Genomic DNA, 15919 nt, shown 5'->3' on the forward strand with positions numbered 1-15919 from the left:
TCCCGAAAAGGTCCTTCCATGAGCTTCTCCCCTCAGTCTTCCGCGCCCATTTTGGCTCCCACGAGCACCGCGCTCACCGTTGTAGGCAGCATCAACCTCGACATCACGGCTACCGCAAGCCGGCTCCCGACGCCGGGCGAAACCGTCGGCGGGGCCGTCCTCCGCCAGCAGCCCGGCGGCAAGGGCGCCAACCAGGCCGTGGCCGCAGCCCGGCTCGCAGGCGCCTCGCGCATGGTGGGGGCAGTAGGCCGGGACCAAGCTGGCCGAAGCCTCCTCGAAGCAATGGCGAGTGCCGGCGTCGACGTCCAGGACATCGCGCAGGTGGATTCCGCGACCGGGACGGCACTGGTCCTGGTAGACAGCGATGGTGAGAATCAGATTGTTGTGTGCCCTGGCGCGAATGGGGAAGTGTCCGTGCATGGGGTCTCCTTCGCGGACGAGGAAGCCGTCCTGTGCCAGCTCGAAGTGGACCAGGAAGTTGTGCTGGAAGCCGCCAGACGAACCAATGGCTACTTTGCCCTCAACGCTGCACCTGCCGCGCCCATCATTCCGGAGCTCCTGGAACGCTGCGACCTGGTGATCGTGAACGAGACCGAGTACGCCCTGATCCCTGCCCTTCGCACGGCGCCCCTTGTTGCCGTGACGTATGGGGGCGAGGGCTCGGCGATCTTTGAGCATGGCGAGCGCGTGGCCGAAGCTCCTGCGGTTCGGGTCACGGATATCGCGAACACGATCGGAGCCGGCGATGCTTTCTGCGCCGCGCTGGTCCTGGCCCTCCGCTCCGGACTTAAGCACAGCCATGCCCTGGCAGTGGCCAACGCCGTTGGTGCGGACGCTGTCCGGGATGCTTCGTCACAGCCTGCGCTGAAGTCGTTGGAGCACTACGTTGAGGCGACGCGCACCTCTTTCGCAGCCTGACTAAGGCGGCTTAGCCCACTATCCGGAACTCGTCGAACTCCCCCGTCGCCGGGGAAACGTCTGATTCCACATTCTCCACCCTGCCTGGAGCCCGTGGTGAGTTCAGCCAGTCCAGGAAGCGGCCAACGTGCGCCGTGGACCCTTCGGCAACGAGTTCCACAGAGCCGTCGTAACGGTTGCGGACCGTGCCGGTGAGGAGGAGCTCGTCCGCTTTTCGCGCGGTCCAGTACCGGAATCCCACGCCTTGAACCACGCCGCTAACGCGAGCCGTGAGCCTGACAGCATCGTTGGCAGGACCGGCGTGCGTTTCTGGGGACTCAGCCATGGACCTAATGTAACCCTGCGGATCACCCTGCGTCAGGACGACCCGTTTCTCCAAGTCCCAACTCCAACTTGGAGCAAATTTGGAGTTGGGACTTGGAGGAACTGGAACTAGGCCGTCACGATGTCATGCGTCGCGTGGCTGTAGGTGAAGGTGACCGGGCCGCCGTCGTGGTTTAGCTCGTGGTTGGCGCCGTCACGGACGCCGAACGCACCATAGTTCTCATCCCACGAACGGTTCAGCGCGATCTTGTACGTATAGAAACCGGCCGGCAGTTCAGCCGTCAGCGTCCACAGCTGAACCAGCGGGTTGAACTCCATCTGGACTTCGTCGTACTGGGGAGCCCAGTCTTCCGGAGCGCCCAGGATCTTGTTGAAGTCACCCGCAATCGCGACGGCGTCCGGCTGCGGCAGGGTCTCGACGGCGGGAGCCGCCGCTGCCTTCGCAGGAGCCTTGCGAGTGGAAGCCTTCTTCGCGGCTGGCGCATCTTTAGTGGTCGCAGCCTTGGAGGTCGCAGCCTTGGCGGTGGCAGCTTTAGTTGCAGCAGCCTTCGGAGCTGCAGCCTTCTTCGACGTTGCCGCACGCTTCGTCTTGGCCTTGGCGGGAGGGGCCGTAGGCACGGGAACATCGGCTGGTACCGGTGTTCCTGCGTCGAGGGCCTCCGCGAAAGCCGAAACGTCAGGGAAGGCGACGGTCGCCCTCAAGCCGTCGTCCGGGATGGTCCATCCCGAACGCCCTTTGACCAGCCAGCCGGCCTTGACCAGCTTTGCCGATGCCGACGTCAGGGTTTTGTGGCCGCGGGGAATGCCCCCACTGAGAAGTTCAGCCTCATGATCGTTGAAAGGAACGCGTCCGATGGCCTCTGCCAGGACTTCCCCTGCGTTCAGCGTGGCTCCAGACCATACGCCCTCAGCGAGGATGTCCAGTACGGCCTTCAGACGAAGGTTGGTGTTCTCGGCGGTGTTCGCGCCCATGCTTCTCCTTCTACGGTGGATAATCCCTTGCAGTTTGCCAATGAATTGTTAATTCGCGCGACTGATACAGGTAAACACCGTGTGTCGTGACCGAGTATGACATTCCCGAGGCCGGAAGTGATCGACAGGTCTCGCCTCGAGCACCATTTCAGGGCTTAGTGCCCCGGCACGGACGCCTTGACCCACTCGGTCACTTCATCCAGCAATACAGCTTTCCGGGCGTCGCTGGCGAACGAGGAGCGGATCGAGTTTGCCGCCAAAGTGGCCTGCTCCGGAACCGAGAACTCAAGGACCTTTACCAACTGTTCGAAGTTGTCGTCTACATAGCCGCCAAAGTAGGCGGGGTCGTCCGAGTTCACGCAAACGTTCAAACCGACGGCAAGCATCTCCGGCAGTGGGTGGTCGGCCAGCTTGTCCACAGCACGCAAACGAACGTTGGACAGCGGGCAAACCGTCAGGGGTACCTGCTCGGCGACGAGCCGCTGCACCACCTCAGTGTCTTCCATGCAGCGGATACCGTGATCGATCCGCTCCACATGCAGCACGTCCAGGGCCTCGGTGATGTAGGCGGCAGGCCCTTCTTCGCCCGCGTGGGCGATCCTTCGCAACCCGGCGTCACCGGCGCGCTGGTACAGCCGCTCAAATTTCGACGGCGGATTGCCCACCTCTGCTGAGTCCAGCCCAATGCCGACGATGGGGGCGTGCATTGCGAGCAACTGGTCCAACACCTCAAGTGCGGAGTCCTGGGACATGTCCCTGAGGAAGGCAGCTATGAGGAGTGTCGAAACGCCGAAGTCTTCCTCCGACGTCGCCAGCGCATTCGCGACACCGTTGACGCACACCTCAAGCGGGATACCCCTGGACACATGCGCCTGGGGATCCATCATGATCTCCGCATGGCGCACTCCCCCGGCTGCGGCGCGCTGAAGATAAGCGCGGGTCATGTCAGTGAAGTCCTGCTCGGTCTGCAGGACGGCCATGTTGGCGTAGTACAGGTCAAGGAAGGACTGCAAATCCGTAAATTCGTACTTCTCACGCAGTTCTTCGATGTCTTCATACGGCAGTTCGATGCCGTTTCGTTCGGCCAGGGCAAAGATCAGCTCTGGCTGGAGAGTCCCTTCGATGTGCAGGTGCAGTTCGGCAACCGGGGGCGCCGTCGTCGTCGTTTTCTCGCCAAAAGTTTCCACTCGACAACTCTAGGCCCCATATCCGCACGTGTCCCGGAGCACTCAACTTGGTTCTTCGCCGCGGGACCCCCAAACTGAAAGGATGCAGACTTTCCTCCCTTTCGCCGATTTCCGTGAGAGCGCCGCGGCGCTCGACACCTCAAGGCTCGGCAAACAGCGCGTCGAAGCCCTCCAGGTCCTCCGCGCACTGGTCATCCCGGAGTACGGTTGGCAGCAACACCCCGCCGTCCGTATGTGGATGGGCCACGTCCCCGCCCTCACCATGTACGGCCTGGCAATGGCCGACGAATGGATCCAGCGCGGCCACCCGGACAACACCCGCAACAACATCGCGGAATTCGCACCCCAGGCCGCACACCCGGACTACGCCTCCAGGATCATCATGCCGCCGTGGCTGGGCTACGAGGACCTGCACCTCAGCCACCGCTCCAAGCTCATTGGGAAAGACCCCAAGTACTACGGTCCGCTCTTCCCAGGTGTAGAAGAAAAGCTCGAATACATTTGGCCCGAGCCCAAGCACGAGTTCCACCCCGAAGACCCTGAAGAGGACCGTCTCTGGATCCTTCGCGCCAACGTGGAGGACCTCCGACCGGAGCAGCTCACCACGGTGAGCATGCCTCCTCACGGCAAGGCAAAGGCCGCTGCTGGATCTGAATCCGGCGAGTACCAATTCGTGTACGCGGAGGAGAAGTCCCGCCGCCAACTCAAGGGCCCCAAGAAACGTCCTGCCAAGGTGCTGGAGAAGAAACCCACGCGGAAGCGCCAAGCCCAGGAAGCTGCATTCAATACGCTTCCGGGCAAGACCGAAATCGCCGTGCCGTTCGACGGCGGCCAGATCTTCGCCGTCGGCCTGGTCCAAGGACGGCCCATCACGGTTGAGGGTAAGTTCGCCCGGAACTTCGAAGTCACAGACGTGGTCAAGCGCTCCGATTTCGACTACCCGGCCCTGCTGCAGGACCCCCGGGTCTTCTTCCCGATCCCCGCACCGGCACAGTAGCGGCGGGAGAGCCATGGATTTCCAGCACATCATCGAAGACGTCGGCCGGTACATGGACTTCGCCGGCGTGGCAGTCATGGTGGTTGGGGCGCTGGTTTCCATCCCACTCGCTTTGCGCGGGTACCAACCCAAACGCGCCCGCGGCCTCGCCCCGTTTTCGCCCTACCGCGCCTACCGGCAATTGCTGGGACGGTCCATCCTCCTGGGCCTTGAGCTCCTGGTGGCCGCCGACATCATTCGGACAGTCGCTGTGACGCCCACGTTTGAGAGCGTGGGCGTTCTGGCGATCATCGTGCTGATCCGGACGTTCCTAAGCTTCTCGCTTGAGTTGGAGATCACTGGCCGCTGGCCGTGGCAGAAGGAAAAAGAGCCCGACGGCGGCAGCTCAGTTCCGGATGGCTCGTCGGTTCCGTCGTAGCAGCTTCGTCCAGGGACTGCGTCCTGGCAGCTCCCGTTTCCAGGCGTTCGTCCCGCCCTTGTTCGCCCGGCATACCGTAGTACGGCATGACGGACGAACAAGGTGGGGTTTCGTGGACTGCGGCTTGCTACTTCCCGAGCCCTGCCCGACGAAGGGCCTCCGCCATGGCTGTGTTGGCGGGAGCTTCAGACTGTTGGGGTTTGCTCTGGCCACCGCCACGCTGACCCGGCTGGGCACCGCCACGCTGACCCGGTTGGCCACCACCACGGCGTTGACCCGGCTGACCACCCGAACGCTGCCCTCCAGCATCTCGTGCACCCGGGTTACCTGCGCCCGAGTTACCTCCACCCTGGTTGCCTCCACCCGAGGAACGTCCTCCGGAACCGCGGCCGCCCGCGGCGCCGGGTTCGTCGTCGAGCCTCAACGTCAGGGAGATGCGCTTGCGCTCGGGATCGGCTTCAAGCACCTTGACCCGCACTACCTGCCCGGACTTCACGATCTCGCGGGGGTCCGAGACGAATTTGTTGGACAGCGCGGACACGTGGACCAGCCCGTCCTGGTGCACTCCGACATCCACGAAAGCACCGAACGCGGCGACGTTGGTGACTGTGCCTTCCAGGATCATGCCCGGCCTGAGGTCGGAGATCTTTTCAATGCCTTCGGAGAACGACGCCGCCTTGAACGCAGGACGGGGGTCGCGGCCCGGTTTCTCGAGCTCGGTCATGATGTCCTTGACGGTGGGCAGGCCGAATGTGCCGTCCACGAATGCCTGGGGATCCAGTGAAGTCGTGGGCCCGCCACCGGCCGCGACAAGGATCTTACGGGCAACGGAGTAGGCCTCAGGGTGCACGCTGGAAGCATCCAACGGCTCCGCTCCCCCGGTGATCCGGAGGAAGCCGGCACACTGTTCGAACGCCTTCGCTCCCAGACGGGGTACCTTCTTGAGATCGCTCCGCTTGGCGAACGGGCCATTCTCATTGCGGTACGCCACAATGTTTTCGCTCAGCAAAGGTCCGACGCCGGCCACTCGACTCAGCAAGGCCGGGGACGCCGTGTTGACGTCCACGCCCACGGCGTTCACGCAGTCTTCCACCACGGCATCCAGCGAGCGGTCCAGCTTGGCGGCCGTGACATCGTGCTGGTACTGGCCAACGCCGATCGACTTGGGTTCGATCTTCACCAGTTCGGCCAGCGGATCCTGAAGCCGGCGGGCAATGGAGACAGCTCCGCGGAGTGAGACGTCCATGCCGGGGAGCTCGGAAGCTGCCAGGGCCGACGCCGAGTACACAGAAGCCCCGGCCTCGGAAACAACGAGTTTCTGGACACCCTTGGAACCTGCGGCCTCAAGGGACTTGATGAGCTCGGTGGCCAGCTTGTCCGTTTCCCGCGACGCTGTGCCGTTGCCGATTGCCACGAGTTCCACGTTGTACTGCTTGGCGAGGCGGCCGAGGGTAGCCAAAGCCTCGTCCCATTTCTTTGCCGGCGCGTGGGGATAGATGGTGTCCGTGGCAACCACCTTGCCCGTGCCATCCACCACCGCCACCTTAACCCCGGTGCGGAGTCCCGGGTCCAATCCGAGCGTGGAGCGGTTGCCGGCAGGCGCAGCGAGCAACACATCACGCAGGTTGGCGGCGAAGACCCGGACTGCCTCATCCTCGGCGTCAGCAAACATGCGTCCGCGAAGATCCGTGGTGAGGCGGTCCAGGATGCGACCGCGCCAGGCGAGCTGGGCAGTCTGGGTAAGCCAGAGATCGGCGGGACGGCCGTGGTTGGCGACCCCAAGGCACTTGGCCACAGCGTTCTCGTAGCGGCCGCGGGCGGCGGCCAGGGCGTCGTCGTCGGCGGGGTCTGCTTCGGCGAGGTCCAGCTCAAGTACGCCGTCCTTTTCACCCCGCAAGAGGGCGAGCACCCGGTGCGACGGCATTCCGGACGGGACTTGCGTGAACTCGAAGTAATCCTTGAACTTCTGGCCTTCGGCCTCCATGCCCTTCTTGACGCGGGAGACCATGCGCCCCTGCTTCCAGAGCCGCTCGCGGAGGTCCTCGGCCAGGTCAGGGTCCTGGGCAACGCGCTCCACCAGGATCGCCCGGGCACCTGCGAGCGCGGCGGATGCGTCCTCAATGGAGTGCTCGGCGTTGAGGTACTTGGCGGCTTCGGTTTCGGGATCCAACTGTGGGTTGGCGAGCAGGACGTCGGCCAGGGGCTCCAGCCCGGCCTCGCGCGCAATCTGTGCCTTGGTTCGGCGCTTCGATTTGAAGGGAAGGTAGATGTCCTCCAGCCGCGCCTTGGTGTCAGCACCGACGACGGCGGCTTCCAGTTCCGGGGTGAGCTTGCCTTGGGCTGCTATCGCTTCCAGGACGGTCTTGCGCCGTTCTTCCAGCTCGCGCAGGTAGCGGAGGCGTTCCTCAAGATCGCGGAGCTGGGTGTCATCGAGCGTCCCGGTGACTTCCTTACGGTAGCGGGCGATGAAGGGAACGGTGGATCCGGCGTCGAGCAGTTCCACCGCGGCCTTGACCTGCCAGGCCTTGACGCCGAGTTCGTTGGCGATGAGGTGATGGATGGCAGAATCGGCTGACTGGTGCTGGAGAGATTGAGTCACCCTGACAGTTTGCCTCACATGACCGACAGTTTTCAGGTTCGGGTTCCGGAAAGCCTATGCCGGGAGCGCTGTTAGTGCTGTAGTTGGAGCATGCAGGAACTGCTCATCATCCTTCAGGACGGGTTTGTTTCCGATGACGTGAGCGTGACCGTCAACGGTAAGGAAGCTGTGTCCGAACGGGATGTGTCCACCAAGATGCTGTTGGGAATGGCCGACGAAATCACGGTGGAGCTGCCGGCGAAAGGCGCCACGGTGGGAGTTGAAGTCCGCAGCAGAAAGCTCAGCGCAACGAAAAAGCTCGCTGGTAAACCCAGGAGCCTGATTGTCTCCATAGAAGATGACGAACTCGTGCTGCGCGAAGGAACGGGCCGCGAGGCGTTCCTCTAACGGGAGCGCTTCGCGGCGGCTGGATGTGCGTGCCGGATCGGCAACTTAGTGTGCCATGTGCTCCTTGGCGGAAATGTGCTCCACCAGTTCGCCAACGCGGTCCTCGGTGTAGTTCCGTGCAATGTCGCCTTGGCTGATGATGCCAACGAACTTGTGGTCGCTGATGACCGGAAGCCGGCGAACCTGGTGTTCCTCCATCATCCGGATACATTCATCGATGGTGGCGTCCGCATCAATCCAGTAGGGCTTGCCCTGGGCGAGCTCGCTGGCGCGTACTTCACGGGCATCCTTGCCTTCGGCCAGGACCTTGACCACGATGTCGCGGTCGGTGATGAAACCGGAGAGCTTGCCATCATTCCCGCAGATAGGAAGTGAACCGCAGTCCAGCTCCTTCATCTTGCGGGCGGCGTCCTGGAGAGTCTGGTCTTCAGGAATGCACCAGGCATTCGTTGTCATGAATTCACGTACGACACTCATGGGTCCTCCTTCATCGAATGGGCATTATCGACGCGGGGTCCTTCGGGATGGTCCTTTCGGCACCGACGCCGATGATGCCAGCCTACGCTTGGCGGCTGCGGCTGACTAGGAGGTCCGGCAGGTTGCCGAGCGGAAATTAAGGCAGCCCCTAGATATAATCCATTCGGTGGAGTATCCTCCTTTTTGGGTTACACACGGCTTCCGGGCATCGGCCACTCACATCCTTCGGGACTCCCCACATGCATCGCCCCCGCCCTGAACCGTCATGCCGTCCATCTGGTTATCCTGCGATGGGCGAACGCATATTGACTGCTTGCAGAGCGAGAAAGATCCTCACATGGACACCCCCAACGTCCCCAGTACCCACTACAACCCTGTCCCCAGCACCCCCTCTTACATCCCGTTCCCGCCTACTTATGGACCCCACGCTTCCGGGTCCCAGCCCAGCACCTTGACATGGCCCTCCGAAGACTGGTGGAGGTGCTGGCGCTCCGCTCCCGTGAGCGGCCGCTATGAAGGCAACCAGGCAAGCAGCGGCCCTGTTGGCAGCGCGCTGGACCTTCGATTGGACGTGGATCCCCGTCAGGGCGTGGAATCTCCGGTGCTGAACAAAGTCAGTGGCGATCTTTACAGCACCCGCTGGGTCAAAACAGGTGGCGTCAACCAACTCGTGAAGACTTATGTGGAGTCATGGATTGTGGATACCCCTGTAGTCACCATGACCCGCGCCGATGCACACATCACGGGAACCGTCCGTTACTGGAAAGGGACGCATGCCGCCACGACGGTGGAAATCACCGTCTCCTGGTCCCACGGGGCAATCACTGGCGCAGTGGCCACGTTCACGGCAGGCGGCGTTGCCGGTCAGCCATACGCATGTGCCTACCGTTCGGGGTGTTTCCGAGATATGAACCTTGAGCTCGACTACTGCACATCCGTGGACATCGAACCCAAGGCGCCCGTCTACAACAGCCAGTCACATAACAACCGCCCAGCAGACCTGGCTAACCGCACCATCACTATCGAGTCCTCATACCTGGACGCGGGAGTCGCCGTCACCATCGATCCGGTCCACACAGTGATCGATGACAGTGCGGCCGGCTTCGCCTCGTGGAACGTCGGCGAACTTCACGATGCCATGGAGACCTCCTTCGGCAAGTTCAACTCCGGATGGCCTGCCTGGAACCTCTGGGGCGTGCAGGCCGGTCTCTTCGACAGCGCCGGAGTTGGTGGCATTATGTTCGACGCCGCTGCAGGCTTTGGCGGCGCGGGTCGGGGGCCGGATCGCCAGGGTTTTGCGGTCTTCCGCAACCACTCCTGGTTCACCAATCTTGTTTCCAATCCGACCACCCAGGACCAAGCGTGGGCCATGCGCCATTTCCTCTACACCTGGGTCCACGAGGCAGGGCATGCTTTCAACTTCCTGCATGCGTGGGACAAAGCCAGGCCGGATTCCTTGTCCTGGATGAACTACGACTGGAAATACGATCAGCGCAACGGCGCCGATACCTTCTGGGGCAACTTCCGCTTCCGGTTCGACGACGACGAACTGCTCCACATGCGCCATGGCGACCGTGCATCCGTAATTATGGGTGGAGATCCGTGGGCTTCCGGTGGGCATCTGGAATCCCCTGCCGGCGCCATGACCGTCTCCGGACCGGGCAGCGATGTTGAACTGACGCTCTCAGCCAAGAGCCACTTCGACTACATGGAGCCTGTGTCCATTGAATTCCGCCTGCGGAACACCAGTGATGTAGCGGTGCTGGTGGATGGCCGCCTGGATCCCAGGTTCGGGAACACCACCGTGTACGTGCAGAGGCCGGACGGAACGGTGGTGCTGCACGAATCCGTGGTCTGCTTCTACGGCCTCCCTGAACCGGTGACCCTGGAACCTGCCGCCGGCGCCACGAGTGATGGCAGTGACCGCTACAGCCAACTGGTCCAGCTGGCATTTGGAGTGCAGGGCTTCGCGTTCGATGAGCCCGGCCAGTATCTGGTCCGCGCCATCTATTCGACCGAGGGTATCGTCCAGGCGTCCAACACCTTGCCTTTGCGGGTCGGCTTCCCGGTCACACGGGAGGAGGATCGGTTTGCACCCGAGTTCTTCACACGGGAAGTAGGACTCACGCTCGCCTTCGAAGGGTCCATGTCGCCACACCTGAGCAAAGGGCTGGACGCCCTTACCGAGGCAGCCGAGCGGTTCGGCGGTGAGCCTTTGGGCGTCAAGGCGGCTACCGCCGTCGCGCAATCCGTGGGAGATGACTTCTATCGGCGCAAGGAAGACAAGATGGTGAAGCACCATAGCGCCGACCCTGAGCGGGCACTTGCGCTGACGGACGCGGGCCTGGCCAAGTACCAGCAAGAAGGCGCAGCGGGCAGCAACCTCGCCTACCGCAATCTGGTTGAACTGCGCACGGAACTGCACGTCAAGGCCAACAACCCTGCGGCCGCCAAGTCAGAGGTCGAAACCCTCGCGAAGGACCTGGACACCCGCGGGGCCAACGCTTCGGTGGTGGCCCAGGTCAAGGAACTGATCCCATCAGCTGCGGTCCCATCCACTCCGGCGGCCCGTTCCCGCCGGTCGGCTCCGAGGAAGCCTGCCAAATAGTCGTCGGATGGCTCTTTGGCATGTGGCTCCTCCGCAGCCGGCGACGGCGGCACGCTCCATCGCTCGAAAGGTGGGTGCCGCCGTCGCTCTCTTCGTGTCTACTCCGCGATATCCTCCGCCCAGAGTTCCGGGTGTTCATCCTGGAAGGTGCGCATCATGTCCACGCACCGGGGGTCATTAAGGACCACGACTTCAACACCCCGTGAGCGAAGGAGCTCGAACTCACCCGGGAACGTCTCCGCTTCGCCCACCACGACGCGCGGAATCTTGAACTGGATGATGGTTCCGGTGCACATCGCGCACGGCGCCAGCGTTGTGTAGAGGGTGGTATCCCGGTAGCTTTTCTGGCGTCCTGCGGCCCTCAGCGCGGACATCTCGCCATGCGCGATCGGGTCGCCGTGCTGGACTCGTTCGTTGTGACCGCTGGCAATGACGTCTGCGCCCCGGGCCAGGGCCGCTCCGATGGGGATTCCGCCTTCGGCGAGACTCTTCTGCGCGGCTTGGTACGCGGCCTCGAAAGCGGGATCGGCGGTGGTACGTGCTGTTTCAGTCATGGGTGCAGTCTAAATTGTCGGGGGCCGCTGATAGCTTGGCTTCATGGTCCACTTCGCGTGGGTCATCCGGCAACAGGGAGTAGGTCACGGTGTTCTTTCTCGATTCGGAGATAGCTGGCGCGCCGCAGGATTTGGTGTTCTCGGCCAGCGATCTTGTCATGGCCGCCACCTGTGAGTACCAGCTGCTCCGGAAACTCGACGAAAAGCTGGGCCGCTCCCCCAAAGCTGAGTTCGCGGCAGATGCCATGTTGGAACGCACGGCGAAGCTCGGCGATGTCCACGAGCACAGGGTCCTTGACGAGTTCGTGGCAGAGTTCGGGCCGTGGGACCCGGCCACAGGAAAGGGCGTTTACGACGTCGTTCCCGCCTCCGGGATGGACCGCGCCACCCTTTTGGCCAAGCATGCGGAATCCATCGACGCCTTGCGATCCGGAGCGGATATCGTGTTCCAGGCCGCGTTCTTCGATGGCCAATTCCACGGCCGCTCCGATTTCCTGGTCAAGCGTCCCGGCGGTCAGTACGCCGTTTTCGATACCAAGCTTGCACGCCATGCCAAGGTCACCGCGCTTTTGCAGCTGGCTGCCTATGGCGATCAACTTCTTCAGGCCGGTATTACGCCGGATCCCACGGTCACGTTGGTGCTGGGCAACCGGGTGCACAGCGATCACCCGCTCGCCGAGATTCTGCCGGTCTTCAAGGAACGCCGGCAACGCTTCCTCGGAATGACCGCGGCGCATATAGCCGCTTCAGGCTCCATCGAGTGGGGCGACTCCCGCTTCTCGGCGTGCGGCCGCTGCGATTACTGCGCCGAGCAAGTCAAAGTGCACCGTGACCTTCTCATGGTTGCCGGTATGCGCATCAGCCGCCGCAAGAAGCTGGTGGAGGCCGGGGTCACCACCATCGACCAACTGGCCGCGCTCCCGGCTGTCGGTGACCCCACGCTGCTGCGCCTTCGAGAGCAAGCCCGGCTCCAGACGGGCACAGGGGCTCCGGACGGGACGGTGAACTACACAGACAAAGCCGGGGAAGCCAAAACGGTCAGCTACAAGGTGCTGCCGGAGAACACCCTTGGCAGGCTCCCGGAACCGGATCCCGGCGATATTTTCTTCGACTTCGAGGGCGATCCTTTGTGGCAGGACCCCGTCACGGGCAAGTGGGGCCTTGAGTACCTTTTCGGCGTCATCGAAAACCCGGCGGAGCCCGGCGCCCAGCCCGTCTTCCGTCCGTTTTGGGCGCATTCCCGGGAGGAGGAGGGCCAAGCTTTTATTGATTTCCTGGAGTACGTGGCCAAACGCCGGGCCACGTACCCGGGCATGCACATTTACCATTACGCCGCTTACGAGAAGACGGCCCTTCGCAACCTTTCCCTGACGCACGTGGTGGGCGAAACCGCCGTCGACGATCTCCTGAAGCAAGGCGTCCTGGTGGACCTCTACGACACCGTCCGCCACAGCATCCGCGTGTCCGAGAACTCGTACAGCATCAAGAAGCTCGAGCCCCTGTATATGGGCCAGCACCTGCGCTCCGGTGATGTCACCGACGCCGGAGCCTCCGTGGTTGCTTACGCTGACTACTGCACGGCGCGGGACACCGATAACCCTGACCAGGCTGCAGCCATCCTCGAAAGCATCAGGGACTACAACGAGTACGACTGCCTCTCAACCTTGGAGCTGCGCAATTGGCTCCTTGCCCGCGCCGCAGAGCGGTCCATCGTGCCGCAGGGCTCGGCGGGCGACGACTCCGGAAATGCGGAAGACTTGGGGGACGGGGCCGATGCAGCGCAGACCGCCGCTGAACCGACGAAATACGAAGCCGCACCGGAAGAAACCGCCCTGCTGGACTACGTTGCCGCGCTGCCGGATGAGGAAAGGCTGTCCCCCGATTCCTGGGCGATAGCGATTGTGGCAGCGGGCGTTGGATATCACCGGCGTGAGGACAAGCAGTATTGGTGGGCGCACTTCGACCGCTTGGAAAAGCCAGTGTCCCAGTGGGAGGACGGCCGCGATATTTTCACGGTGGAGCAGGCTGTGGTGCTGCAGGACTGGGCTAAGCCAACACCTCGCAGTAACCCCGCCCGGATTGTGAAACTGCTCGGCCGTTCCGGTGACGGCGCGGGTTTGGAACCGGGCAAGACGTATTTCCGCATGTACGGTCCGCCCTTGCCCGACGCCTTGGCGGCAAAGGAATCCTCCGTGCTCGGCCGTGCTGGCTGGAGCAATACCAAGATCATCGAAGTCGGCGAAGATGGGGACTTCGAGTCGGTCACCATGGCCGAGGGGCTACGCAACGACTCAACTGAGTTTTCACAGACTCCCATGGCGCTGACCCCGGACAGCCCGATTCCGACCAACGGCCAGAGGGCGGCGTTGGCCACGTTGGCCAGCAGGCTCAGGGATTCGCTGCCGGAATGGCCGCAGGATCCTGCCTTGGACCTGCTGCGAAGGAAGCCGCCAAAACTGCGTAGCCTGGAAACTCTGCCCGCTGTGGAACCGGGCCCTGATGGCTATATCGACGCCATCACTGCTGCTGTGATGGACCTGGACCATTCGTACCTGGCAGTCCAAGGTCCTCCCGGCAGCGGAAAAACGCACGTGGGGGCCCACGTCCTGGCCCGGCTCGTGGCAGATGGCTGGAAAGTCGGTGTTGTGGCCCAGTCCCATGCCGTAGTGGAGCACATGCTGTGCGCTGCCGTGGAGAAGGCAGGCGTGGATCCAGAACGCGTGGCCAAGGAAGTGAAGCACGGCGATCCGGTGCCGTGGAGTGCGTGCGCAAAGGCCGACGTCAGCGACCTCCTGTCTAAACCGGGTGGAGCTCTGATCGGCGGTACTGCGTGGGCCATGGTAGGCAAGGAAGTTCCTGCTGGCTCGCTGGATCTGCTGGTCATTGACGAAGCCGGACAGTTCTCTTTGGCCAACACCATGGCTGTGAGCCGCGCAGCAAAACGCCTCCTGCTGCTGGGTGATCCCCAGCAATTGCCACAAGTCACCCAAGGCAAACACCCTGAACCCGTGGACGAATCTGCGCTGGGGTGGTTGTCGGACGGCTACAACACGTTGCAGCCCGAACTCGGTTATTTTCTGGCGCTGTCCTGGCGGATGCACCCTGCCCTGTGTGACGCCGTTTCGGAACTCTCGTACGACCACCGACTCGAAGCAGCGCCCGCCGCATCACTGCGCCACTTGGATGGTGCCAGCCCTGGCATTTCCTGTGTATATGTCCCCCATACCGGCAACTCCACGAGCTCCCCAGAGGAAGCCACGGAAGTTGTCCGCCAGGTCCAGGCGCACGTGGGCCTGCTGTGGACAAACCCCTCTGAATCACCGGGAAGCCGACCTCTTGAAGAAACCGACATCCTGGTGGTCGCCGCTTACAACGCCCAGGTGCAGCTGATCAAGCACGAGCTCCGCGCCACAGGGTTGGCAAGAGTGCGGGTAGGAACTGTAGACAAGTTCCAAGGCCAGGAAGCGCCGGTGGTCATCGTCTCCATGGCCGCCTCAGCCGCAGGGGAAGTGCCGCGCGGCATGGAGTTCCTTCTCTTGCGCAACCGAGTCAACGTGGCGGTGTCGCGCGGGCAGTGGCGTGCGGTCGTCGTGCGTTCGCCTGAACTGACCAATTACCTCCCGACCCATCCGGAGGGTCTGGAAAACCTTGGCGGCTTCGTGGCCCTGTGCCAGCGTGGGGTCACCTAACCGTGTCACCCAGCCCAAGGGCTAGGGCCTCGTCCAACACGCGGCCGAAGTTGGTAGCGTCGTGCGCGAAACGGCCCAGGAACAGTCCGGAGATACCATCCAGCTGCGGCAGCAGACCCGGCTTGGCCGAGCCGCCATAGATGATGGGCAGCTCAGCCAATCCGTGGGCACCGAGCAATGCCCGCAGTGCACCTGCAACCTTGGACACATACCCGGCCGACGCCGGCTCTGCAGCACCGATCGCCCACACGGGTTCGTAGGCGATCACCAATTGGGAGGCGACGGACCAGTCTCCGGAAACGGCTGCCTTCACTTGCTGGAAGACAGTAGCGGCGGCATCTTCAGGTTCAGCAACCACGATCTCCCCGACGCACAGCAATGGCGTCAGGCCGGCGTCGACGGCGGCACGAACCTTCAGGGCCACCATGGCATCGTCTTCGGCAAAGTACTGCCGCCGTTCCGCGTGGCCGATCTCCACCAAGCCAACCCCTAGCTCGGCAAGCATCGACGGGGAGACTTCGCCAGTCCACGGTCCGTCCGACCAGCCACAGTTCTGGGCCCCAAGGACCAGTGGCGAACCCTGAAGCATCGCGGATGCTGCCGGCAGCACCGGGAAGGATGGGATCACAAACGGGACCACCCGCCCGGCCGCAAGGGCCGGACGGGCGTCCACTTCTGCCATCAACTGCTCCAGCCACGCCAAACTCTGCGCATACCCCATGTACATCTTTGTGCTGACCCCGACGAACACAGGGGCAGCCGGGAAATCAGCGGAAGCATTGTTCACGG

13 protein-coding genes are annotated in these 15919 nt (G+C 62.9%); 6 read left to right on the top strand and 7 right to left on the bottom strand.

Annotation, left to right across the window (positions count from 1 at the left end; all coding sequences use genetic code 11):
- The first annotated feature begins 18 nt into the window (after nt 1-18).
- A complete protein-coding gene (locus ABIE18_RS15235; RefSeq protein ID WP_499723523.1) occupies nt 19-918 on the top strand; it encodes a ribokinase in 900 nt (299 codons plus the stop codon).
- 10 nt (nt 919-928) lie between these two features.
- Here the strand turns inward: ABIE18_RS15235 and ABIE18_RS15240 are convergent, their stop codons facing one another.
- The 3 genes from ABIE18_RS15240 to ABIE18_RS15250 all read right to left on the bottom strand — a co-directional run bounded on the left by ABIE18_RS15240 (nt 929) and on the right by ABIE18_RS15250 (nt 3401).
- Nucleotides 929-1243, bottom strand: coding sequence for an acylphosphatase (locus ABIE18_RS15240; protein ID WP_224091317.1), 315 nt, complete (start codon nt 1241-1243; stop codon nt 929-931).
- Between the two features lie 107 nt (nt 1244-1350).
- The gene (locus tag ABIE18_RS15245) at nt 1351-2214 is read right to left on the bottom strand and encodes a pullulanase X25 domain-containing protein (protein WP_499723524.1); all 864 of its coding nucleotides are present in this window, start codon (nt 2212-2214) and stop codon (nt 1351-1353) included.
- Between the two features lie 155 nt (nt 2215-2369).
- On the bottom strand, nt 2370-3401 hold the full coding sequence (locus tag ABIE18_RS15250; protein WP_499723525.1) for an adenosine deaminase: 1032 nt from the start codon (nt 3399-3401) through the stop codon (nt 2370-2372).
- 82 nt (nt 3402-3483) lie between these two features.
- Here ABIE18_RS15250 and ABIE18_RS15255 point away from each other — a divergent pair, with 82 nt between their 5' ends.
- Entirely contained in the window at nt 3484-4398 is a 915-nt protein-coding gene (locus ABIE18_RS15255; RefSeq protein WP_499723526.1) for an MSMEG_6728 family protein, read from the top strand.
- A 13-nt stretch (nt 4399-4411) separates the two neighbouring features.
- Entirely contained in the window at nt 4412-4816 is a 405-nt protein-coding gene (locus ABIE18_RS15260) for a DUF1622 domain-containing protein (protein WP_499723527.1), read from the top strand.
- Nucleotides 4817-4943: 127 nt separating this feature from the next.
- Here ABIE18_RS15260 and ABIE18_RS15265 read toward each other — a convergent pair whose 3' ends face one another.
- The gene (locus tag ABIE18_RS15265; protein ID WP_499723528.1) at nt 4944-7415 is read right to left on the bottom strand and encodes a Tex family protein; all 2472 of its coding nucleotides are present in this window, start codon (nt 7413-7415) and stop codon (nt 4944-4946) included.
- A 90-nt stretch (nt 7416-7505) separates the two neighbouring features.
- Here ABIE18_RS15265 and ABIE18_RS15270 point away from each other — a divergent pair, with 90 nt between their 5' ends.
- The gene (locus tag ABIE18_RS15270; RefSeq protein WP_216926150.1) at nt 7506-7802 is read left to right on the top strand and encodes a hypothetical protein; all 297 of its coding nucleotides are present in this window, start codon (nt 7506-7508) and stop codon (nt 7800-7802) included.
- Nucleotides 7803-7847: 45 nt separating this feature from the next.
- Here ABIE18_RS15270 and ABIE18_RS15275 read toward each other — a convergent pair whose 3' ends face one another.
- Complete coding sequence (locus tag ABIE18_RS15275) at nt 7848-8279, bottom strand: CBS domain-containing protein (protein ID WP_499723529.1); 432 nt, start codon at nt 8277-8279, stop codon at nt 7848-7850.
- 337 nt (nt 8280-8616) lie between these two features.
- Between ABIE18_RS15275 and ABIE18_RS15280 the strand changes: the two genes are divergently transcribed.
- Nucleotides 8617-10887 (top strand): hypothetical protein, encoded by a 2271-nt coding sequence (locus ABIE18_RS15280; protein ID WP_499723530.1) that lies wholly within the window; start codon nt 8617-8619, stop codon nt 10885-10887.
- 98 nt (nt 10888-10985) lie between these two features.
- Here ABIE18_RS15280 and ABIE18_RS15285 read toward each other — a convergent pair whose 3' ends face one another.
- Nucleotides 10986-11441: a nucleoside deaminase gene (locus ABIE18_RS15285; protein ID WP_499723531.1), complete on the bottom strand. Its 456-nt coding sequence runs from the start codon at nt 11439-11441 to the stop codon at nt 10986-10988.
- Nucleotides 11442-11530: 89 nt separating this feature from the next.
- On the opposite strand from ABIE18_RS15285, the gene ABIE18_RS15290 reads away from it, so the two are divergent.
- Nucleotides 11531-15130 carry a TM0106 family RecB-like putative nuclease gene (locus ABIE18_RS15290; protein ID WP_499723532.1) on the top strand — a complete coding sequence of 1200 codons (3600 nt, stop codon included), beginning with the start codon at nt 11531-11533 and terminating at the stop codon, nt 15128-15130.
- Here the strand turns inward: ABIE18_RS15290 and ABIE18_RS15295 are convergent.
- Nucleotides 15123-15917: a triose-phosphate isomerase family protein gene (locus ABIE18_RS15295; protein WP_499723533.1), complete on the bottom strand. Its 795-nt coding sequence runs from the start codon at nt 15915-15917 to the stop codon at nt 15123-15125. The genes ABIE18_RS15290 and ABIE18_RS15295 overlap by 8 nt on opposite strands.
- Nucleotides 15918-15919 lie beyond the last annotated feature (2 nt).

This window comes from Arthrobacter sp. 2762, assembly GCF_040548745.1.
In the GTDB taxonomy this organism is placed as follows: Bacteria; Actinomycetota; Actinomycetes; order Actinomycetales; family Micrococcaceae; genus Arthrobacter.